Origin of the sequence: Vreelandella subterranea, assembly GCF_900111305.1 — a bacterium.
In the GTDB taxonomy this organism is placed as follows: Bacteria; Pseudomonadota; Gammaproteobacteria; order Pseudomonadales; family Halomonadaceae; genus Vreelandella; species Vreelandella subterranea.
This window is the reverse complement of the sequence record NZ_FOGS01000008.1, coordinates 65,278-84,745: the sequence shown is the minus strand read 5'-3', so window position 1 is coordinate 84,745 and position 19,468 is coordinate 65,278. Positions and strand designations below refer to the sequence as shown.

The 19,468-nt window shown below is 56.8% G+C and carries 22 protein-coding genes and 1 pseudogene; 4 read left to right on the top strand and 19 right to left on the bottom strand.

Annotated elements, in window-relative coordinates; all coding sequences use genetic code 11:
* Nucleotides 1-3 precede the first annotated feature (3 nt).
* Nucleotides 4-894 (bottom strand): UTP--glucose-1-phosphate uridylyltransferase GalU, encoded by an 891-nt coding sequence (gene galU, locus BMX75_RS12575; protein ID WP_092828444.1) that lies wholly within the window; start codon nt 892-894, stop codon nt 4-6.
* A 146-nt stretch (nt 895-1,040) separates the two neighbouring features.
* Here galU and ubiG point away from each other — a divergent pair, with 146 nt between their 5' ends.
* Nucleotides 1,041-1,784 carry a bifunctional 2-polyprenyl-6-hydroxyphenol methylase/3-demethylubiquinol 3-O-methyltransferase UbiG gene (gene ubiG, locus BMX75_RS12570; protein WP_092828442.1) on the top strand — a complete coding sequence of 248 codons (744 nt, stop codon included), beginning with the start codon at nt 1,041-1,043 and terminating at the stop codon, nt 1,782-1,784.
* Complete coding sequence (locus BMX75_RS12565) at nt 1,784-2,452, top strand: HAD-IA family hydrolase (RefSeq protein WP_092828440.1); 669 nt, start codon at nt 1,784-1,786, stop codon at nt 2,450-2,452. The genes ubiG and BMX75_RS12565 overlap by 1 nt, the downstream gene beginning before the upstream one ends.
* A 14-nt stretch (nt 2,453-2,466) precedes the next feature.
* On the opposite strand, the gene BMX75_RS12560 is transcribed toward BMX75_RS12565, so the two are convergent.
* The 14 genes and pseudogenes from BMX75_RS12560 to BMX75_RS12495 form a co-directional block, all read right to left on the bottom strand.
* Complete coding sequence (locus BMX75_RS12560) at nt 2,467-3,231, bottom strand: YciK family oxidoreductase (protein ID WP_092828438.1); 765 nt, start codon at nt 3,229-3,231, stop codon at nt 2,467-2,469.
* A 27-nt stretch (nt 3,232-3,258) separates the two neighbouring features.
* Nucleotides 3,259-4,050, bottom strand: coding sequence for a tol-pal system protein YbgF (gene ybgF / locus BMX75_RS12555; RefSeq protein WP_092828436.1), 792 nt, complete (start codon nt 4,048-4,050; stop codon nt 3,259-3,261).
* Between the two features lie 51 nt (nt 4,051-4,101).
* Complete coding sequence (pal, locus tag BMX75_RS12550) at nt 4,102-4,647, bottom strand: peptidoglycan-associated lipoprotein Pal (RefSeq protein ID WP_092828434.1); 546 nt, start codon at nt 4,645-4,647, stop codon at nt 4,102-4,104.
* Between the two features lie 34 nt (nt 4,648-4,681).
* The gene (tolB, locus tag BMX75_RS12545; RefSeq protein ID WP_092828432.1) at nt 4,682-5,971 is read right to left on the bottom strand and encodes a Tol-Pal system beta propeller repeat protein TolB; all 1,290 of its coding nucleotides are present in this window, start codon (nt 5,969-5,971) and stop codon (nt 4,682-4,684) included.
* Nucleotides 5,971-7,134 (bottom strand): cell envelope integrity protein TolA, encoded by a 1,164-nt coding sequence (gene tolA / locus BMX75_RS12540; RefSeq protein WP_092828430.1) that lies wholly within the window; start codon nt 7,132-7,134, stop codon nt 5,971-5,973. Before tolA ends, tolB begins: the two co-directional genes overlap by 1 nt.
* A 13-nt stretch (nt 7,135-7,147) precedes the next feature.
* Nucleotides 7,148-7,585 (bottom strand): protein TolR, encoded by a 438-nt coding sequence (gene tolR, locus BMX75_RS12535; RefSeq protein ID WP_092828428.1) that lies wholly within the window; start codon nt 7,583-7,585, stop codon nt 7,148-7,150.
* Nucleotides 7,586-7,597: 12 nt separating this feature from the next.
* Complete coding sequence (gene tolQ / locus BMX75_RS12530) at nt 7,598-8,272, bottom strand: protein TolQ (RefSeq protein WP_245748539.1); 675 nt, start codon at nt 8,270-8,272, stop codon at nt 7,598-7,600.
* A 70-nt stretch (nt 8,273-8,342) separates the two neighbouring features.
* Nucleotides 8,343-8,735: a tol-pal system-associated acyl-CoA thioesterase gene (gene ybgC, locus BMX75_RS12525; protein WP_092828424.1), complete on the bottom strand. Its 393-nt coding sequence runs from the start codon at nt 8,733-8,735 to the stop codon at nt 8,343-8,345.
* Nucleotides 8,732-9,769, bottom strand: a complete 1,038-nt coding sequence (gene ruvB, locus BMX75_RS12520; RefSeq protein ID WP_092828421.1) for a Holliday junction branch migration DNA helicase RuvB — start codon at nt 9,767-9,769, stop codon at nt 8,732-8,734. Before ruvB ends, ybgC begins: the two co-directional genes overlap by 4 nt.
* Before the next feature lie 32 nt (nt 9,770-9,801).
* Nucleotides 9,802-10,413: a Holliday junction branch migration protein RuvA gene (gene ruvA / locus BMX75_RS12515; protein ID WP_092828419.1), complete on the bottom strand. Its 612-nt coding sequence runs from the start codon at nt 10,411-10,413 to the stop codon at nt 9,802-9,804.
* Between the two features lie 99 nt (nt 10,414-10,512).
* A pseudogene (locus tag BMX75_RS12510) lies at nt 10,513-10,605 on the bottom strand (OB-fold domain-containing protein); the annotation flags it as partial.
* Between the two features lie 78 nt (nt 10,606-10,683).
* Nucleotides 10,684-11,238, bottom strand: coding sequence for a crossover junction endodeoxyribonuclease RuvC (ruvC, locus tag BMX75_RS12505; protein WP_092828417.1), 555 nt, complete (start codon nt 11,236-11,238; stop codon nt 10,684-10,686).
* Between the two features lie 75 nt (nt 11,239-11,313).
* A complete protein-coding gene (gene aspS / locus BMX75_RS12500) occupies nt 11,314-13,095 on the bottom strand; it encodes an aspartate--tRNA ligase (protein WP_092828415.1) in 1,782 nt (593 codons plus the stop codon).
* A 65-nt stretch (nt 13,096-13,160) separates the two neighbouring features.
* Nucleotides 13,161-13,445, bottom strand: coding sequence for an FmdB family zinc ribbon protein (locus tag BMX75_RS12495; protein ID WP_066320528.1), 285 nt, complete (start codon nt 13,443-13,445; stop codon nt 13,161-13,163).
* Nucleotides 13,446-13,627: 182 nt separating this feature from the next.
* Between BMX75_RS12495 and BMX75_RS12490 the strand changes: the two genes are divergently transcribed.
* Nucleotides 13,628-14,569: a D-2-hydroxyacid dehydrogenase gene (locus BMX75_RS12490; protein WP_092828413.1), complete on the top strand. Its 942-nt coding sequence runs from the start codon at nt 13,628-13,630 to the stop codon at nt 14,567-14,569.
* On the opposite strand, the gene BMX75_RS12485 is transcribed toward BMX75_RS12490, so the two are convergent.
* Together BMX75_RS12485 and BMX75_RS12480 are read right to left on the bottom strand one after the other, a co-directional pair.
* Nucleotides 14,566-14,841, bottom strand: coding sequence for an acylphosphatase (locus tag BMX75_RS12485; RefSeq protein ID WP_066320526.1), 276 nt, complete (start codon nt 14,839-14,841; stop codon nt 14,566-14,568). The two genes, BMX75_RS12490 and BMX75_RS12485, sit on opposite strands and share 4 nt — an antisense overlap.
* Nucleotides 14,842-14,855: 14 nt before the next feature.
* Complete coding sequence (locus BMX75_RS12480) at nt 14,856-15,764, bottom strand: YihY/virulence factor BrkB family protein (RefSeq protein WP_092828411.1); 909 nt, start codon at nt 15,762-15,764, stop codon at nt 14,856-14,858.
* 155 nt (nt 15,765-15,919) lie between these two features.
* Here BMX75_RS12480 and BMX75_RS12475 point away from each other — a divergent pair, with 155 nt between their 5' ends.
* Nucleotides 15,920-17,023, top strand: coding sequence for a bifunctional nicotinamide-nucleotide adenylyltransferase/Nudix hydroxylase (locus BMX75_RS12475; RefSeq protein ID WP_092828409.1), 1,104 nt, complete (start codon nt 15,920-15,922; stop codon nt 17,021-17,023).
* 16 nt (nt 17,024-17,039) lie between these two features.
* Here BMX75_RS12475 and BMX75_RS12470 read toward each other — a convergent pair whose 3' ends face one another.
* Both BMX75_RS12470 and cls read right to left on the bottom strand, forming a co-directional pair.
* The gene (locus BMX75_RS12470; RefSeq protein ID WP_066320522.1) at nt 17,040-17,957 is read right to left on the bottom strand and encodes a LysR substrate-binding domain-containing protein; all 918 of its coding nucleotides are present in this window, start codon (nt 17,955-17,957) and stop codon (nt 17,040-17,042) included.
* 55 nt (nt 17,958-18,012) lie between these two features.
* Nucleotides 18,013-19,431: a cardiolipin synthase gene (cls, locus tag BMX75_RS12465; protein ID WP_092828407.1), complete on the bottom strand. Its 1,419-nt coding sequence runs from the start codon at nt 19,429-19,431 to the stop codon at nt 18,013-18,015.
* Between the last annotated feature and the right edge of the window lie 37 nt (nt 19,432-19,468).

The following is a 19,468-nucleotide window of genomic DNA, read 5'->3' as shown; positions in this document are numbered from 1 at the left end:
CGGTTATCCTCCCTGATGATAGCGCGCGAGCAGCGCTTTAAAATCATCACCCAAGTCAGGGTGCCTGCGAGCATAGGCCAGCGTCGCCTCCAGGTAGCCCAGAGGTTGTCCGCAATCGTACGTTGTCCCCCGCATACGGTAGGCCTGAACGCCCTGCTGCTCACGAAGCGTTTCAATGGCGTCGGTAAGCTGAATTTCGCCCCCCGCACCGGGCGGTGTCTTGGCAAGAATAGGAAAAATCGCGGCGGGCAAGGCATAACGGCCGATGACCGCCAGGTTCGAGGGTGCCTGGTCACGCGCTGGCTTTTCAACCATGCCGAGCAGGTCAACAGAGCATGAGGGAGCTGGCACCTCACCTGCTGGGGCGACAATGCCGTATTTTTCCACAAGCTCCCACTTGACTTCCTCGACCATCAGTTGCGCGGTGGCGTGCTGCCCGTAGGCCTCGAGCATCCCTTGAAGATCACTGCGCGGGGTGTCGCTGTTGTCTACCAACACATCCGGCAAAAGGACGGCAAAGGGTTCGTCGTCGCCAATAATTGGCCGTGCGCAAAGAATGGCATGCCCAAGCCCCAGGGGCTCACCCTGGCGAACACTGATGATATTGACATCATCAGGCACCATCGCCCTGAGCGAGGCCAAGAGGTCGTGTTTTCCTTTTGCTTCCAGGCTCGCTTCCAATTCAGCATGGGTGTCGAAATGGTTTTCGATGGCGCCCTTGTTACTGCTGGTGACAAACACGATATCGCGAATACCCGCCGCAATCGCCTCTTCGACCACGTATTGAATGACCGGCCGGTCCACAATGGTGATCATTTCCTTGGGAATGGCTTTGGAAGCGGGCAGGCAGCGGGTACCAAACCCCGCAACAGGCAGTACGGCCTTACGAATCATAAGAGGTCCTTTTCATGCGTTCCGGCTCAGGAGTGGTTAGAATGCCTATCATACTGAACGCGCGGTGGGTTTCCAGTTCGCCGTTAGACTGCAAGTATCAGGCCACGGTCTTTCCCATGCTTGCTCACTGTTGATGGAGTCAAAACATGTCAGCGACACCAAAGGATAGCACTGCTCACCAATATCAAGGCAATGTTGATAACGCCGAAGTGGCGAAATTTGAAGCACTTGCCAGTCGCTGGTGGGATCCGCAGAGCGAATTTAAACCCCTGCACGATATCAATCCCTTACGACTCGACTTTATCGATGCCAGGGCCGGGTTGGCGGGCAAGGAAGTGCTGGATGTTGGCTGCGGCGGCGGCATTTTGAGCGAAGCCATGGCGCGACGTGGTGCACAGGTGACCGGTATTGACCTGGGTGAAGCACCCTTGGGAGTTGCCCGCCTGCATGCGGAAGAGCAAGGCGTGACGGTTGACTACCGCAACATCAGCGTGGAAGCACTGGCAGATGAACAGGCAGGCAAGTATGACGTCGTCACCTGCATGGAAATGTTGGAGCACGTTCCAGATCCGGCGTCGGTGGTGCGCGCTTGCGCGGCCTTGGTGAGACAGGGCGGCTATGTGTTTTTCTCTACCCTTAACCGCACGCCAAAGGCGTACGCTTTTGCCATTCTAGGTGCTGAGTATGTGCTGAAGCTGCTGCCTCGGGGAACGCATGACTATGCGAAATTCATTCGCCCCTCCGAAATGGCGGGCTGGAATCGGCAGAGCGGCCTGGAAGTGCGCGAACAGATCGGCCTGACCTACAACCCCCTGACCCGACGCTATCGGTTGGTTGAAAACGATGTGTCGGTCAATTACATGATGTACTGCCGTAAGGTGCATGCGTAATGCCTGTCTGCTCATCGCCTAGCGCCGTGCTGTTTGATCTGGACGGCACCCTGGTGGATACCGCGCCGGACTTGGCCGTCGCGACCAATGCGTTGCGTCAACACCACGGCTTGGCACCGCTGCCGTTCGCCACCATTCGTACTCAGGTTTCAAACGGCGGTAACGCCTTGGTGAGCCTGGCGCTGGGGGATGACCTTAGCGTCACGCATCAGGCGGAGGCTCGTCAGTTCCTGCTGGACGCCTATGAAGCCTCGGTTGCGGTTCACAGCCGGGTATTTTCACCGCTGGACCAATGGTTAGATGCCTGGCACCAACAGGAACGCCCTTGGGGCATTGTCACTAACAAGCCCCGGCGCTATACCACGCCATTGCTTGAAGCCCTGGCGCTGACACCCGGTGCCCTGCTTTGTGCAGATGATCTGACCGCCAAGAAACCCGACCCCCTGCCCCTGATCGAGGCCGCCCGACAATTAGGTATCAACCCACAGCACTGCTGGTACATCGGCGACCATCTCAGGGATATGCAGGCTGCCCGAGCAGCCGGCATGACGGCGGTGGCGGTGGGCTACGGGTATATCGCGGAAGGCGATGATTATCGTCAGTGGCCAGCACACTGCTGGTATCAGCAGTGTGCCGAGCTGGTCGATGCGCTGCCTGGCATTGCTTGAAACACCCTTAAGCGTCAAGTCTGCTTGGGTGGTTGCGCATCGATTTTCTGGCCATGGGTGCCCGCGCTGTCGGGGCCCATCAGCCACAGATAGGTGGGCATAATGTCGTCAGGGGTACGCAAGTTGGCGGGGTTTTCACCGGGGTAAGCATTACGCCGCATTTGAGTCCGGGTAGCGCCTGGGTTAAGGGTGTTGATGCGCAGGTGGGGCTCACTGTCCAGTTCGTCAGCCAATACTTCCACAAAGCCTTCCGTGGCAAATTTAGACACGGCGTAGGCCCCCCAGTAGGCACGGCCTTTGCGGCCGACGCTGGAAGAGGTAAAGATGACCGATGCATCATTGGAGCGCTGCAACAACGGCAATAGCGCCTGAGTCATCCAGATAGGGCCGTTAATATTAACCTGCATGACCTGCTCCCAGAGCGCGGCATCATACTGTGCAAAAGGGGTAATGCGACCCAGTAGGCCGGCATTGTGCAGCAGGCCATCCAGACACCCGAATTCCTTTTCGAGGGTGTCGGCCATATCGTGAAAATCCTTGAGCGAGGCACCTTCAAAATTGAGCGGGAAAATGGCCGGCTGAGGACCACCGGCCGCTTCGATTTCATCGTATACACGCTCTAGCTTGGCAATAGTACGGCCAAGTAGAATCACCGTTGCACCGTGGCGGGCGTAGCTCAGCGCTGCCGCACGACCTATACCGTCACCTGCCCCGGTGACCAGTACAACACGGTCACGGAGCAAATCGGGCGCTGGCTGATAATCAATTTTACATGTCATCGCAGACCCTCCTGGCGGCTTTTGTCATCAACTGCTCTGGCGAAGAAAGTCATCGGCCAGCCCCGCCGCACTGCTTTGTGGGTAATCATCCTGCACTCTTTCGAGGAGCGCACGACTTTCTTCCGCTTCGCCCTGCCGGGCCTTGACCAAGCCAAGCTTGTACAACGCATCCGGCACCTTGCTACTGCCGTCATAGTTGTCAATCACGCGGGTGAATGCTTGTTCGGCGGCATCCAGTTCGCCTTCCGCGGCATACAACTCTCCCAGCCAGTAATGACCATTGGCGGTCAGGCTGGTATCAGGATAGGTTTCCACGAAGGTTTCAAAGGCGTCGATAGCCTCAACGAAGCGGCGTGCCTGCACATGGGCAAATGCATCCTGGTAGGCCTGCCTGGCGTCATCGCTGACGTCGCTTACGGTGGGTGCATTGGCCACTTCTTCAGCGGCTTCCGGTTCAACCTCGGGTGTTGATTCCTCGATCTGACTTGGGCCGCTGCTCATCAGGCGGTCTTCAATATCCAGGTATTGCTGCTGCGACTGGCGACGAAGTTGCTCCATTTGATGGCGCAGCTCTTCAATTTCACCCCGCAGACGCTGAATTTGTTGCTGGTGCTCCTGCACCGTGTTGAATAATACCAGGCTCCCATTGGCGCCTCCGCCCCGGGTTTGGGCTTGTTCATAAAACCCGCCACCCGAACCTGACAGATCTTCGACAACGGGTTGTTGGGCAACACTGACAAGGGGCAATACGGATAGCGGGAGCACCAGGGCTCCCGCACCGCACAGCCTCTCAACGTAACGCTTGAGACTGTGATTCATGATGACTCCAAAATAACAGGTACTAATGCGCGTTAATTGCCACGCGAGTCATCAATAATTGAACACAACGCGACGGTTTTGTGAATACGCCGCTTCACTGCTGCCACGCTCAGCAGGGCGTTCCTCTCCATAGCTCACCACACTCATTTGCGATGATGAAACGCCTTGAATGTTCAAAAAGCGTGCAACGGCGTTAGCGCGTCGCTCACCGAGGGCCATATTGTATTCACGGGTACCGCGTTCATCGGTATGCCCGTGCAGCACAACGTTGGCATTCGGATTTGAGCGCAGGTAGCGCGCATGGGCCATCACCACAGATTCATATTCGCCTTTAATCGTGTCGCGATCGTAATCGAAGTAGATGGTCTTGACATCGGGAATGCGCGAGTCGGCCTGTTGACCACGGTCAGCGCCTGACGTGGTGCTGCTGTACTGGCCGCTCGTTCCGGTGCCCGAGGTGCTACTGGCGCTTCCATCGCGGCCATCCTGGCTGCCATAGGAATCACCGTCTTGAGTGCCGCCGGTGCTTGAACAGCCGGCGATAACGGCAATAGAAAGCGCGACTGCCAATGAGCGAGCCAACGGTTTGAGTTGCATAATCAGACTCCTTGCCTGAAAACATGAATGGACTTCATTCGTTTAAAAACGGTGACCATGCGGGGTCACGCACATCACCTTGGGCGGCGGGTAACCTGAATGACGAACGGCCATCGGCAGAAACGGCACTCAGCACCCCATTATTACCCTGTTGGGTAGCGAAGATTACCATGGTCCCGTTCGGCGCAACACTAGGCGATTCATCACTGGTGGAATCGCTCAACGTGACCAGACGACCACTGTCGATTTCCTGACGTGCGACTTGAAAACCGCGGTCAGAACGGTGGATCAAAAACAGGTTTTCGCCATCCGGCGAGAAGCGCGCTCGGGCATTGTAGTTACCCGTGAAGGTCATACGTTCTGTTTCACTGCTGCCGAGCCTATGCTGGTAAATTTGCGGCCCACCGCTACGGTCAGACGTAAATACCAGGCGCCGACCATCCGGCGACCACGCCGGTTCGGTATCGATACTACTGCTATCCGTGACGCGAGTTAGCGAACGGTCGGCGATTTCCATGATATAGATATCGGGCTGACCGTCTTTTGACAAGGACATGGCCAATCGACGGCCATCTGGTGACCACACAGGCGCACCGTTAATCCCCTCAAACGACGTAATGCGCGCACGATTGCCACTATTCACTTCCTGGATATAGATTTCCGGACGTCCATTCTCGAATGATACATAGGCAAGTTTGCCACCGTCCGGTGACCAGGCAGGCGACAAAATAGGCTCGCTGGATGTCAAAATCTGCTGGCTATTGCGCCCATCTGCATCGGCCACGTACAGACCATAGTCAGTATTGTCGCCAACCCCTTGGGCGGTGACATACGCAATTCGCGTCGAGAAGGCCCCGCGAATATCGGTAATCTCCTCAAAAATCTGGTCGCTGATATAATGAGCAGCGCCGCGCAGATCATTTTCACTGGCCGTGACGGTTTCGCTCATCATGCGCCGCTGCCCGCTGATGTCCATCAGGTCGTATTGGATTCGATAGCCGCTGTCTGTCCGTTCGGCTCTGCCAACGACCAGGTAGCGAACATCCAATGAGCGCCAGGTGCTGTATTGGACATCGTCGGCCTTGCTCGGTTGCTCAAACATCGAGCTGCGGTCCAGGGGGTCAAAAAAACCACTGCGATCAAGATTGTCATGGATGATCTGGGCCACGTCTTCGGGCATACCCGCCGAGCCCTCGAACGGCACCACGCCTATGGGTAGCGCCTGGTCACTGCCACGAGTAATTTCAATCGTCAAATTGGCACTGGCGACTGTGCTCATCGCCAGCAACAGACAGAATAGCCATACCTTGCTTATGGTGTGCATCAGCGAACATCCCCCGGGGTAAATCGCAGATTGAATTGACGTAAATTGCGCTGCTGTTCAGCTGGCAGCTGGCGCAGTTCACCGAATGGTGCAGCATGTTCGATGGCCTGCATTGCCGATCGATCAAAGTTGCCATCGCCGCTTGACGATACCACCGACGTGGTCAGCACTTCGCCTGACGGCCCTAACCTGACTTGAAGCGTAGCACTCATCGAGTCGCTTGCATCGGACGGAATAATCCATGCCTGCTCGACGGCACGTTTAACAATCGTCAAGAAACTATTGGCGGCCTGCGCGGCTTGCTGAGCCTCTGCGGCGGCCTGGGCTTGACCTTCCAGCTGCCGCTGCATCGCGGCTTCGGCTTCTTCCTGGCGGCGCTGCTCTTCGGCTTCTCGCTGGCGCCGGGCCTCGGCTTCGGCCTCTTCCTGGCGGCGTTGCTCTTCAGCTTCACGCTGGCGTTGGGCTTCGGCTTCGGCCTCTTCCTGGCGGCGCTGCTCTTCGGCTTCTCGCTGACGCTGGGCCTCGGCTTCGGCCTCTTCCTGGCGGCGCTGCTCTTCAGCTTCACGCTGGCGTTGGGCTTCGGCTTCGGCCTCTTCCTGGCGGCGCTGCTCTTCGGCTTCTCGCTGACGCTGGGCCTCGGCTTCGGCCTCTTCCTGGCGGCGCTGCTCTTCAGCTTCACGCTGGCGTTGGGCTTCGGCTTCGGCCTCTTCCTGGCGGCGCTGCTCCTCGGCTTCACGCTGGCGTTCGGCCTCGGCTTCGGCCGCTTCCTGAAGACGCTGTGCCTGCGCTTCCGCTTCTGCTCTGGCAGCCTCCAAAGCTTGCTCTTCGGCGGCAGCAGCTTCCCGTGCAGCCTGTTCGGCAGCGGCTTGCTCTTCAGCGGCAGCTTCCTCGGCTGCCGATGTATCGGGTTCCTCTACTGTCGCCTCATCTTCCTCGGCCGCTTGCATGGCAGCCGACTGATCATTGGCCTGCTGGGCCCGGTTGGTGAACGCCTCAGTGCTGACCAGCGTTGCCTGTACGATAGAAGATGAATCTGGCTCGGCGTCGCTACCTGGCCATTCAACCAAAGAGAACAGCACGATCAACAAGTGCACGGCAATCGCAAAAACCGTCGGCCAAAGATAGCCAATGTCTTGAGGATCACGGGTTTTTTTTACAGCCATGCCCTGTGTGTCCTTACTCATTCTGTGGTGGCTCAGAAATGAGCCCCACATTGGCTACACCTGAGCGCTGAAGGTTGCTCATCAACACGACCACTTCGCCATAAGCCACGTTCTGGTCGCCACGAACCATCACCGGCGCATCAGGCCGCTGCTCTAGAATAGCGCTAACCCGGCGGGTAATGTCTTCAGCAGAGACCTGGGTCGAATCTTCTCCTAGGCTAAGGTAATACTGTCCTTCACGGTCGATGGAAATAATGATTGGGTCGTTGTTTTCCTGGCTTTCGATTGGCTCGGAGCTGACCTGGGGCAGTTCAACGTCCACACCCTGATTCAACATTGGAGCGGTAATCATGAAAATGACCAACAACACCAGCATGACATCGATAAAAGGGACAACGTTGATTTCGCCCATGGGCTTGCGCTGTCCGCCACGTTTAAACGGTCCTTGCATGGGGCAACTCCCTTAGCTTGACGCGCTGTCGCGCCCTTGCAGATTGCGGTGCAAGATAGCATGGAATTCTTCGGCAAAATCTTCGTACTTGCCCAAAAGACGACTGGCGTTGTTGGAAAGCCGGTTATAGAAAATCACCGCTGGTATCGCCGCGAAAAGGCCCATCGCCGTGGCGATCAACGCTTCCGCAATCCAGGGAGCGACTGTTGCCAACGTGGCTTGCTGGGTCATGGATAACGACTGGAAAGAACCCATGATGCCCCACACGGTGCCAAACAGGCCTATGTAAGGGCTTGCCGAAGCCACCGTGGCAAGAAAGACAAGGTGCTGAGTCAGGCGGTCTTCCTCACGTGACCAGGCGACGCGCATGCTGCGCTGAACCCCTTCAAGAACTGTTGTTGTATTACGTGTTTTGGGCATGAGGCGATTGAACTCACGAAACCCTGCCTGAAAGATGTGCTCAGCCCCGTGGCGTGGATCGTCGGCCGGGATGTCACGGTAAAGCTCATTCAAATCAACGCCTGACCAGAACGTTTCTTCAAACTGGGCATATTCCTTCTGCGCACGACGCAGGGCAATGCTGCGTTGAAAAATCACCACCCAAGAGAGAATGGACCCTACGGTTAACAGCAACATGACCAGCTGAACCACCGTGCTGGCACTCATAATCAGGTGCGGAATAGACATGGCATTATCGTTCACAAGTGCCCTCATCAATCATCAGTAAATGTGGTGTTGGTATTGCCCGCATCGTTCGTTACATAAGCGATTTGAGCGCAGACGGCCATGCCATTGGTCGCAGATCCTGCGCATTCAAGCACGCTATACTGACCGTGGCGGCGCAAAGACGTTCATTTCCCCGCCATACCTGCTGCTCAAATGTCATCCGGCAGCGGCCAACGCTGACAACCTCGGCACTTACCTCGAGTGCGTCGTCCAACCGTGCAGGCTTGGTGTAATGACAGGACAAGCGATATACCACTAGCTGAGTGCCTGCGTCCAGCAACGTTTGCTGGTCGACCCCCAGGGATCTCAGCCATTCACTGCGGGCACGCTCCATAAACTTCAGGTAGTTAACGTAGTAGACAATACCCCCCGCGTCTGTATCTTCCATGTAAACGCGAACCGGGAAACGCAGCGACGAGCTCATGGGCGCTGCTCCCCCTGGGCTTCAATGGACGCCTCATGGGGAACGCGCTCAAAATGCAACCAGGCCTGCCTCGTGACGACGCGCCCGCGCGGGGTGCGCATCATCAGTCCCTGCTGGATCAAATACGGCTCGATGACGTCCTCAATGGTATCCCGCTCCTCACCAATTGCCGCTGACAGCGAATCGACCCCTACCGGCCCACCGTCGAATTTATCGATCATGGCCAGTAACAGTCTGCGATCCATATGGTCCAGTCCATGGTGGTCCACATTAAGCATGTTCAGCGCCGCGTCTGCCAGGTTGGCATCCACGGTGCCATCACCCTTCATTTCGGCGTAGTCGCGCACGCGGCGGAGCAAGCGGTTGGCAATTCGCGGAGTACCTCTGGAGCGACGGGCGATTTCAACAGCCCCTTCATGGTGGGTTTCAACGCCCAGCAGCTTGGCTGAACGGGTCACTATCTCGGTCAGCTCGGTCAGGTTATAAAACTCGAGCCGTTGGACGATGCCAAAACGATCGCGTAACGGCGAGGTGAGCAACCCCGCTCGAGTCGTGGCGCCCACCAGCGTAAAGCGGGGCAAATCCAGCTTGATCGAGCGTGCGGCAGGCCCCTCGCCAATCATGATGTCGAGCTGAAAATCCTCCATCGCCGGATACAGGACTTCCTCGACGACGGGCGACAAGCGGTGGATTTCATCGATGAACAGAACGTCCCCAGGCTCCAGGTTGGTGAGCATTGCCGCCAGGTCACCGGCACGCTCGAGCACCGGGCCCGACGTCGATTTGAGCCCTACGCCCATTTCCGTGGCGATAATGTTGGCCAAGGTGGTTTTGCCCAAGCCAGGCGGACCAAACACCAACGTATGATCAAGGCTATCTTCACGCAGCCGGGCGGCACCAATAAAAATTTCCAACTGCTCGCGAACGCGGGGTTGGCCAATATAATCCTGGAGCCGTTTGGGGCGAATCGCATGGTCGATGCGACCTTCACCTTGCTCTGGCTCAGCGGCAATCAGTCGATCGTGCTCTAGCATAAGCGTTCATTTACGTCCGTGGTTGTACGCGCTCAGCCCTTCATGCGCTGGGTGAGTGCCGCCTTGATGAGGGCCTCGGTCGACTGAGAACTATCAAGGTCGGCCAGCATTTTCGTGGCCTCGGTCGGTTTGTAGCCAAGACTCACGAGGGCCGCCTCGGCGTCCGCCAAGCTGTTGCGAGATTGGGCAGCCTGTCCATTGGCGGCTTCTAGGGGAAGCGTGGTATCACGGCCATTTTCCCACTCAGGGAAGCGATCCCGCATTTCTATGATCAATCGCTCGGCGGTTTTTTTACCCACGCCTGGGAGTTTGGTGAGCGCCTTGCTGTCATCATCGCGCACGCAGCGCATAAAAGCGTCTTCATCCATACCGGATAAGATGGCCAACGCCAGTTTGGGCCCCACGCCATTCACTTTGATCAGGGCGCGAAACAGGGCACGTTCATGCGCGCGACCAAATCCATAAAGCAGATGGGCGTCGTCCCGGATAGTGAGATGCGTATATATAAAAACGCTTTCGCCAACCGGCGGCAGCGCTACCAGTGTTGTCATCGATGTTTCCAGCTCGTATCCCACGCCGTGTACATCCACCACGATCCATGGCGGCTGTTTCTCTATCAACTGGCCTTGAAGCCGTCCAATCATATTTATGCTCGCGCTAAGCCAAACCAGTCGCCACTATAAAGCCACTCTGTACAAGTGACCAGTGGTGGGGGCTGATTATCAGAGTCGCCACCGCCCGGTCGATGTTTCCAGCTCGTATCCCACGCCGTGTACATCCACCACGATCCATGGCGGCTGTTTCTCTATCAACTGGCCTTGAAGCCGTCCAATCATATTTATGCTCGCGCTAAGCCAAACCAGTCGCCACTATAAAGCCACTCTGTACAAGTGACCAGTGGTGGGGGCTGATTATCAGAGTCGCCACCGCCCGGTCGAACGGCGGCGCCCTCTCCCCTGCGTGGTCAGCGCCTTGGGCCCTTGGCTGGCGTAGGCGTGGGTCAGTGCAATGGCCAGGGCATCGGCGGCATCCGCCTGTGGTGAAGCCACCAGATGCAGAATAGCCGTTACCATGTGCTGCACCTGCAATTTATCGGCGCCGCCCTGACCGGTGACCGCCTGCTTGATCTGCCGCGCGGCATATTCGTCGACCACCAGACCATGGTTGGCCATACAGACCAGCGCCACGCCTCTTGCCTGGCCGAGCTTGAGCGCAGAATCAGGGTTTTTGGCCATGAAGACGCGCTCTATGGCCACGGCGTCCGGGCGGTGTAATCCAACCACTTCCCCAAGTCCGGCATAGATTTGCGCCAAACGCTGCTCTAAAGGCCCTTCCGCGGTGCGAATGCAGCCGCTAGCGACATACCGGGGAACAAGTCCTGCCAGCTCAATGACCCCATAGCCGGTAATGCGCGAACCAGGGTCAATGCCCAGGATGCGCAGCGGATTGGATAATGCAGGTGTCTGCATATAACAGCACTCAGGTCGTCCAAACAAAAACACCGACGTCCAGGCGCCGGTGGTCAGGAGGTATATAAAGAGCGCTTATTCGGCCGTGGTATCCGCTTTGGCTTTCTGACGCAAACGGATATTAAGGTCTTTAAGCTGCTCTGAGCTGACTTCCCCCGGGGCGTCGGTCATCAAACAGGCAGCGCTTTGGGTTTTCGGGAACGCGATCACTTCGCGGATGGTCTTGGCACCGGCCATCAGCATCACCAGGCGGTCCAGACCGAAGGCCAAACCACCGTGAGGCGGCGCACCGTACTGAAGAGCATCCAGCAGGAAGCCAAACTTCTCCTGGGCCTCTTCCTGGCCAATTCCCAGGATATCAAACACCGTACGCTGCATGGTTTGATCATGAATACGGATCGAACCGCCGCCAAGCTCGGTACCATTCAGCACCATGTCATAGGCGCGCGACAGTGCGCTTGCCGGGTCATCCTTGAGTGCTTCAGGTGAGCATGACGGGGCAGTAAAGGGATGATGCAGCGGGCTGAGACGGCCGTTATCGTCTTCTTCGAACATCGGGAAGTCGACGACCCAGAGAGGCGCCCAGGCCTGGGTGTAGAGGTCGAGGTCTGCCCCCAGTTTAACGCGCAATGCGCCGATCGCTTCGTTGACGATACGCGTCTTGTCAGCACCGAAGAAAATAATGTCGCCGTCTTGGGCGTCAACACGGTCGAGCAGTTCCTCAACCATGTTTTCCATGAACTTGACGATCGGTGACTGCAGGCCATCAAGCCCCTTGGCGCGTTCGTTGACCTTGATCCACGCAAGCCCCTTGGCACCATAGATGCCGACAAACTTTGTGTATTCGTCGATTTCCTTGCGCGACAGTGATGCACCACCGGGGACTTTCAACGCGGCAACGCGGCCGTCTGCCGCATTCGCCGGTCCGGAAAACACCTTGAAGTCGACCTGCTGCATCAGGTCATCGACATTGGTCAACTCAAGGGGGATACGCAAGTCGGGCTTGTCTGAACCAAAGCGGTCCATGGCTTCCTGCCACGTCATGCGCGGAAACGCGGCCAGCTCGACGTCCAGCACTTCCTGGAAGAGCTGGCGAATCATGGACTCGGTAATGTCCATGATGTCGTTTTCTTCAACGAACGAGGCCTCGATGTCGATTTGCGTGAACTCGGGCTGGCGATCGGCACGCAGATCTTCGTCGCGGAAACACTTGGCAATCTGGTAGTAGCGATCAAACCCCGCCACCATCAACAACTGCTTGAAGAGCTGCGGCGACTGCGGCAACGCAAAGAAGTTGCCCGCATGGGTACGGCTCGGCACCAGGTAATCGCGTGCGCCTTCGGGTGTCGCGCGGGTCAAAACCGGGGTTTCGATATCCAGAAATCCCTGATTTTCGAGGAACGCGCGAACGGTATGTGAAATACGCGAACGCAGCCGCAGCTTGTCGATCATATCGGGGCGGCGTAAATCGATGTAGCGGTGTTTGAGGCGCACCTCTTCACCGACCTTGCCATGCTCGTCGAGCTGGAAAGGCGGCGTCACCGCGGTATTAAGCACTTCGACATCTTTTGCCAGTACTTCAATCATCCCGGTGGGCATGTTGGGATTTTGCGTACCCTCGGGGCGCAGACGAACCCGCCCGGTGATGCGCAGAACGAACTCATTGCGAGCACGGTCGGCATTGGCAAACGCGTCGGCGGTATCTGGATCCACGACGAACTGAGCGACGCCGTCGCGATCGCGCATATCGAGGAAGATAACCCCACCGTGGTCACGGCGACGATGCACCCACCCGCATACGGTAACCGTCTGGTCTACCAATGTTTCATTTAGCTGGCCGCAATAATGACTGCGCATGTCTCATCCTGTTGTGTTTCGTGGCAAAAGATAATGGTGGGCCTTGAGAGGCCCAGGTACGTGGGCTAGGCCGCCGTGTCTTTTTTCTTGGCCGCCGGACCGGTGCCATTCTGGCCGCCGGTCTCCGGGGTTGCGCTTTTGGCATCAGCAGCTAAATTCTTTTTGCTGCCGGTTTTAAAATCAGTCTCGTACCAGCCGCCGCCTGCCAGACGGAACCCGGCCGCGGATACCAGCCGCGACAGGCTAGCGCTTTCGCAGACGGGGCAGTCCGTCAACGGATCGGCGCTGATTTTTTGCAATTTATCCATGCGATGGCCGCAGGCCTTGCACTCATATTCATAGATGGGCATGTTGATGACTCCAGATAAAGCTCAACTCCGACAAAACAGCAACATGAATGCTGCCAAGCTGCAATATGCGGCCCGTCGGGATAAATTCCAAGGCGATGATTAGTCACGCCGGTTTATTATACCCTTTTGTGCCCCCTGCCGAGCAAGGCTAGACGCCACCGGCAGACAGTGGAGGTCAGAAAATGCCTAATGCCGTGATACTGGATGCCGAAAGCCTCGGCCCGCACATCGATTTAACCGCCATCCGCCAGGCGGTATCGCACCTTGAGGTGTTTGGTCAAAGCACGACTCAACAGGCCCGTAAGCGTCTGGCCAAGGCCGATATCGCCATTGTCAATAAAGTTGTGCTGGATGCGAAGACACTCAATCAATTGCCCTCGCTCAAATTGATCTGCGTGCTGGCTACCGGGCTCAACAATATCGACCTGGAGACTGCCCACGCCAGGGGGGTAGCGGTTAAAAACGTTGCTGCTTATGGTACCGCCAGTGTGTCGCAGCACACCTTGATGCTGATGCTGACATTGGCAAACAGACTGCCGCTTTATCAACGGGATGTCGCCGCAGGCGCCTGGCAGAAAAGCGACTTCTTCTGCCTGCAGCATTATCCAACGATGCAGCTGTCGGGCAAGCAGCTGGTGATGGTAGGCCAGGGCGAACTAGGCACGGAAGTGGCGCGTCTGGCGGAAGCGCTGGGCATGCGCGTCACCTTTGCGGCCCGCCCGGGTAATGAAGCGAACGACAACCGCGCGTCGCTCGACGACCTGCTACCGGAAGCCGACGTTATCAGCCTTCACTGCCCGCTGAATGACGCCACCCATCACCTGATCAATGCCTCACGCCTGACCAGGGCCAAGTCTTCGTTATTGCTGGTTAACTGTGCCCGAGGAGGCGTTATCGACGAACATGCCGCGCTCACGGCACTCAGGGATGGGCAGATCGGCGGGCTTGCCGTCGACGTGCTACCCAATGAGCCGCCCCGCGAAGGACATCCGCTGCTGGACGCGTTGGATGAAGCACTCAACCTGATTGTCACGCCCCATAACGCCTGGATTACGCCAGAAGCCAGGCAAAATATTGTCGGCTTAACCGCTGAAAATATCCAGCAGTGGCAAGCAGGCCGCTAATAAGTCGCGAAATGATCCGGAGCGTGGCACTGATCCAGGACGTTAAATTCGACATGGGTCACCTGCGCTCCTTCGGGGCCTTTCCATAACCACTCGCTGACGGTTTTCACATCCTCTGGACGGCCACAAAGCAACACTTCAACACGGCCGTCAGGCAAGTTTTTTGCATAGCCGGTTAAACGATGCTGCAGTGCCTGTTGTTGGGTAGAGCGCCGAAACCAGACGCCTTGCACTTTTCCCGTCACCCACGCACGTACACAACAATCTGCCATTGTCGCCTCCTTTTCTAACCGTCGTCATGTACCTGATATTTGATAACAACAGCGCTATTACGCGGCACCAACGGCCGACCTCTGCGTAACAGAAGCGAACGTGTAAAGGCGGCGCCAAACAGCAAAATGAGAGATGAATAATAAACCCACAGCAGCACCATCACCACAGAACCCGCCGCACCGTAAGTGGAAGCCGTTGCTGTATAAGCAAGGTAGACAGCGATGACGCTCCGGCCAAGGGTAAATAATATGGCTGTCACCACCGCCCCTATCAGAACATCCTGCCAACTCAACACCACATCGGGCAAGACCTTGAAAATCGTCGCGAAAAGCAGCGCAACGACCAACAGGGAAACCAGCGATTCGGCTACTTGGCTCAGCAGGCCTACGTAAGGCAGCAGTTGATCTGCAGCGCCGAGAGCACTCCGGATGGCCACACCCAACACTAACGAGACCAGCAATATAAACCCGATCGACAGCACAACCGTCAACGAGAGGATGCGATTTTTAATGAACACCAGCGCCCCGTTAGCGGTCGGCTTGGCGGTGACGCCCCAGATCGTATTGAGCGAGAACTGCATTTGCGCAAATACCGTCGTGGCCCCCACGACGAGTGCCCCCACGCCGATTAGCGTCGGCATTATCCCTGCTTCCTGAATGCGCGATTGAGCGACAGCTCCCTCCACCACTGCAGCAGCATCAGGGCCGATGGTGCCTTGCAGTTGCGCCACAATCTGTCCCTGGGCCGCTTCCTCACCCAGCACAAGGCCAATGACGGTGACCGCAATAATGATGGTGGGCGCCAGTGAGAAGAGGGTGTAAAACGCCAGGGAACCGGCATAGCTGAAGGCGTTGTGCTTCAACCATAATGATACTGAATCCCTGATCACGTTGCCCCAGAAATAAGCACTGCGTTTGAGCATGAAGACTCCCTAATCCATTGATACAGGGCCAACTGTCCATGGCCTAATTTAATTAGCATACCCAATCACACCGTTGGCTGCAGAGGTAGATTGCGCCACCCGGACAAGCCCACCATAATGCTTGGCCATGATATACAGACAAAGGACGGCCTCGCATGCCAACTGATGCCTCACATCCGAGCCAGGCGTATGAGTTTGACTGCCTCGTCTTTATTGGCCGTTTTCAGCCCCCTCACCTGGGCCATGTGGCGGTTATTCGTGAGGCGCTGAAACAAGCCCGTCAAGTCATCGTGTTGGTCGGCTCATCCTGGCAGGCACGCTCGCTGCGTAACCCCTGGCGTTTTGATGAGCGGCAGATGCTGTTGCGTTCGGGTTTTGATGAGGAGGATAACCAGCGACTGGAAATCACACCGCTACTGGACGCGCTTTACAACAACGACGTCTGGGTTCGCGATGTTCAGCGTAAAGTACGGGATTTGACCGCGCCGACAAACGCCAGGCTGCCACGGATCGGCCTTATAGGGGCTAGCCGGGGGCAATCCAGCTACTACCTGTCACTATTTCCGCAATGGGAGTCGGTGAGCGTCCCCTTGGTCGAAGGCATTTCGGCGAGCCAGATTCGTGAGCGTTTATTCCGCTCGCCTGGCGCCACCGACGATTACCTCAGTACTGGGGCCTACCACGATCTACCGCCCGGCGTGGTCGATCATGTGCAAGCTTTTTGCCGGGGCAGCGACTATGAACAGCTGCTGGAAGAACAGCAACTGCTGGACCAGTATCGTCAAGCCTGGCAGCAGGCCCCCTACCCGCCCATTTTTGTCACCGTCAATGCCGTGGTGGTCCAGTCAGGGCATGTGCTGCTGGTGCGCCGGACTGCAGCACCGGGTAAGGGGCTGTTCGCGCTGCCGGGTGGCTTTATCAACCCCCATGAGCGCTTGCTTGATGCCTGTCTGCGGGAATTGCGTGAGCGTATTCGCTTGAAGGTACCAGAGCCAGTATTGAAAGGCTCATTGAGGGGGCAGCGCCTGTTTGACGAACCCCACCGCAGCTGGCGAGGCCGTACACTGGCGGAAGCGTTTTACTTTGCCCTGCGCCCTGACCAGCAGTTGCCTCGCTTGAAACCCGTCAAGGGCGGCGACCATGCCCGTTGGGTCGCCCTTGCCGACCTCCAGCCCGACAGCCTGTTTGAAGATCATTTTTTTATTATTCAAAATTTTCTCGGCCTGCCTGCCGACTTCAGCAGCGTTCCATCGCACTAATTCAAACAACCAGGACTTATCCCTGCAGAAAGTCCCGAGGCAGCTTCATCATTTGTCGCCACAGGCGTTCGACACCAGGCTTGTGGACCAGTGAACAGCGGTATAGTCGTATTTCCAGCGGGATATCCCAGTTGGCATCGGCAGCCCGCACCAAACGACCGCTTTTGAGCTCCTCACGAATGCAGAAATCCGGTATCCAGGCAACCCCCACCCCCTGCAATACCATGCCTTTCAAGCCCTCGGCCATGGCGGTTTCATAGACCGTGCGCAGCTTCATGCGCAGTGGGTCGTTTTTCAGCAGCATGCGCACACTGCGGCCCAAAAAGGCCCCCTGCGTATAAGCCAGATAGGGCACTGAACTGTCCTGCTGAAGCGAAAACAACGGCTTGCCCTGGGCATCGGGTAATGACACGGGCAGCATATTGACGTTGCCGATCGAAAAAGACGGGAACACTTCGGCATCCAACTGCATGGTGGCGAAGGGATCATAATAGGCCAGCATGAGGTCACAGTTGCCTTCCCGCAGCACGTGAATCGCCTCTCCGACATTCATGGCGACCAGGCGGGTAGGCAGCTCCCCGAGGCCTTTTTGCAACCTTGATATCCAGGGGGGATAAAAGCTCAGCGCTAACGAATGCGCGGCAACGATATCCAGCGCTTCATTGGCAATCGAGAGCCCCCGTAAATGGCCTAACGATTCGGTAAGCTGTTCAACAAGGTTTCGTGCGGTGACCAGAAACAGCTGGCCTTCTGAGGTCAAGCCCACCGGCGTTGTCGAACGGTCGACCAGGGTTACCCCCACCGCCTGCTCTAGCGCCCGGATACGCCGACTGAACGCTGGCTGTGTCACGTGCCGCTGCCTTGCCGATGCCGAAAAGCTACGTGTATTGGCCAATGCGACAAAATCTTCCAGCCATTTTGTTTCAAGGTTCACCAACGACTCCTTGTCACCCTAGTTATTTGAATTGATCTGTCACCGAGCCGTGAAGCTACTGAATGGGCGCCGTTAGATAGGCCGCCCGAGAGACCACTTTTTTCCACCAGGGACGCTGGGCAATTTCATCCAGACTGATACGGCGACATCTTGCGAAATCATTCTCGAGCATCAAGCTAACCTGAGTGGCCACCGACGCGCTGGGCATAAAAGCGGTAATTTCAAAATTCAACCGAAAAGAACGGTTGTCCATATTTACCGTACCGACAGTCGCTGCCTTGTTGTCAACGAGCATGACTTTCTGGTGCAAAAATCCGGGAAGATAACGGTATATTTTTACGCCTGCACGCAACATGTCGGGCAAGAATGAAAAAGCTGACAGGAAAACCAGCAAATGATCGGGGCGTTCAGGCATCATGACCCGGACATCGACACCCCGCATGGCGGCCAGCCGAAGCGCATCCTGAACGCCCTGATCCGGCACGAAATAAGGGCTGGTCACCCACAGCCGCTCTTCCGCGCTCTGAATCACCTGCTGGATGAGCAAGCTGGCCGTGTCCTGGCGATCTGCGGGCCCCGAGGGAACCACGACCACATGGTGGTTACTGGCAAAAGTCTTCAGGGGCTGCCAATCCAGGGTAATGACCTCCCCTGTGGCCCAATGCCAATCTTCCCAGAAGGCTTCCTGAAGACCCAGGACACTCGGGCCTTCAAGCTTGAGATGGGTATCACGCCAGGGGCCACGATTCGGGTCCTCGCCCAGATACTCCACGCCGACGTTAAACCCGCCAAGCCAACCTTCCTGGCCGTCGACCACCATCACCTTGCGGTGATTACGGAAATTCAGCTGGAAAGGATGCTTCAGCCCCCTGGAAGAACGAAACGCACTGACCTCAATACCTGACTGCGCCAGATCATTTAAATAGCGATCGTTGAGCTTTCGACTGCCCATCTCGTCGTAGAGGAAGTAAATATTGATGCCACGCCGGACAGCCTGCTGAAGGTATGCCATCAAACGACGCCCGAGTCGATCATCCCGGACGATGAAAAATTGTAGAAGGATATAGCGCTGGGCACGCTCGATACCCGCAAACAGGCTTTCGAAGGTCTCCTCGCCGTCAATCAGCAAGGTTGCCTGGTTACCCCGTGTCATCGGCATCATGGCTAACTGCACAACGGCCTGAATGTCAGCGCTTTTAGCCGAAACGCTGTAAGGATCAATGCTGGCACGATAACGTATCAGCATGCGGCGCAATATATTGTCACGCACCCCGCGGGCCGTGACATAACCATAAAACCGCGGCCTTCCAAATAGCCAATAGGCGGGTACGGCAACATAAGGAAAGGTGAGCAATGAAATAATCCAGGCAACCGCCCCCTGGGAGGTTCGGCTGGACATCAACGCCATAATCGCTGAAACAATCCCCAGCGCATAGATCAACAAGATGCCGGTCCCTAGCAACCACGAGGTCATAATGGTGTCCTCATTATGGGTGTCAATTCCATTGCGA

What these genes read in the sequence shown, in the direction of transcription:
- BMX75_RS12490 (WP_092828413.1), top strand. Translation starts at nt 13,628, where the DNA reads ATGCCTAATGCCGTGATACTGGATGCCGAAAGCCTCGGCCCGCACATC.
- galU (WP_092828444.1), bottom strand. Translation starts at nt 894, where the DNA reads ATGATTCGTAAGGCCGTACTGCCTGTTGCGGGGTTTGGTACCCGCTGC.
- tolQ (WP_245748539.1), bottom strand. Translation starts at nt 8,272, where the DNA reads ATGTCTATTCCGCACCTGATTATGAGTGCCAGCACGGTGGTTCAGCTG.
- aspS (WP_092828415.1), bottom strand. Translation starts at nt 13,095, where the DNA reads ATGCGCAGTCATTATTGCGGCCAGCTAAATGAAACATTGGTAGACCAG.
- ybgF (WP_092828436.1), bottom strand. Translation starts at nt 4,050, where the DNA reads ATGAATCACAGTCTCAAGCGTTACGTTGAGAGGCTGTGCGGTGCGGGA.
- BMX75_RS12495 (WP_066320528.1), bottom strand. Translation starts at nt 13,445, where the DNA reads ATGCCCATCTATGAATATGAGTGCAAGGCCTGCGGCCATCGCATGGAT.
- ruvC (WP_092828417.1), bottom strand. Translation starts at nt 11,238, where the DNA reads ATGCAGACACCTGCATTATCCAATCCGCTGCGCATCCTGGGCATTGAC.
- ruvB (WP_092828421.1), bottom strand. Translation starts at nt 9,769, where the DNA reads ATGCTAGAGCACGATCGACTGATTGCCGCTGAGCCAGAGCAAGGTGAA.
- tolR (WP_092828428.1), bottom strand. Translation starts at nt 7,585, where the DNA reads ATGCAAGGACCGTTTAAACGTGGCGGACAGCGCAAGCCCATGGGCGAA.
- ubiG (WP_092828442.1), top strand. Translation starts at nt 1,041, where the DNA reads ATGTCAGCGACACCAAAGGATAGCACTGCTCACCAATATCAAGGCAAT.
- pal (WP_092828434.1), bottom strand. Translation starts at nt 4,647, where the DNA reads ATGCAACTCAAACCGTTGGCTCGCTCATTGGCAGTCGCGCTTTCTATT.
- BMX75_RS12485 (WP_066320526.1), bottom strand. Translation starts at nt 14,841, where the DNA reads ATGGCAGATTGTTGTGTACGTGCGTGGGTGACGGGAAAAGTGCAAGGC.
- BMX75_RS12475 (WP_092828409.1), top strand. Translation starts at nt 15,920, where the DNA reads ATGCCAACTGATGCCTCACATCCGAGCCAGGCGTATGAGTTTGACTGC.
- BMX75_RS12565 (WP_092828440.1), top strand. Translation starts at nt 1,784, where the DNA reads ATGCCTGTCTGCTCATCGCCTAGCGCCGTGCTGTTTGATCTGGACGGC.
- ybgC (WP_092828424.1), bottom strand. Translation starts at nt 8,735, where the DNA reads ATGAGCTCGTCGCTGCGTTTCCCGGTTCGCGTTTACATGGAAGATACA.
- cls (WP_092828407.1), bottom strand. Translation starts at nt 19,431, where the DNA reads ATGACCTCGTGGTTGCTAGGGACCGGCATCTTGTTGATCTATGCGCTG.
- BMX75_RS12560 (WP_092828438.1), bottom strand. Translation starts at nt 3,231, where the DNA reads ATGACATGTAAAATTGATTATCAGCCAGCGCCCGATTTGCTCCGTGAC.
- tolB (WP_092828432.1), bottom strand. Translation starts at nt 5,971, where the DNA reads ATGCACACCATAAGCAAGGTATGGCTATTCTGTCTGTTGCTGGCGATG.
- BMX75_RS12480 (WP_092828411.1), bottom strand. Translation starts at nt 15,764, where the DNA reads ATGCTCAAACGCAGTGCTTATTTCTGGGGCAACGTGATCAGGGATTCA.
- tolA (WP_092828430.1), bottom strand. Translation starts at nt 7,134, where the DNA reads ATGGCTGTAAAAAAAACCCGTGATCCTCAAGACATTGGCTATCTTTGG.
- ruvA (WP_092828419.1), bottom strand. Translation starts at nt 10,413, where the DNA reads ATGATTGGACGGCTTCAAGGCCAGTTGATAGAGAAACAGCCGCCATGG.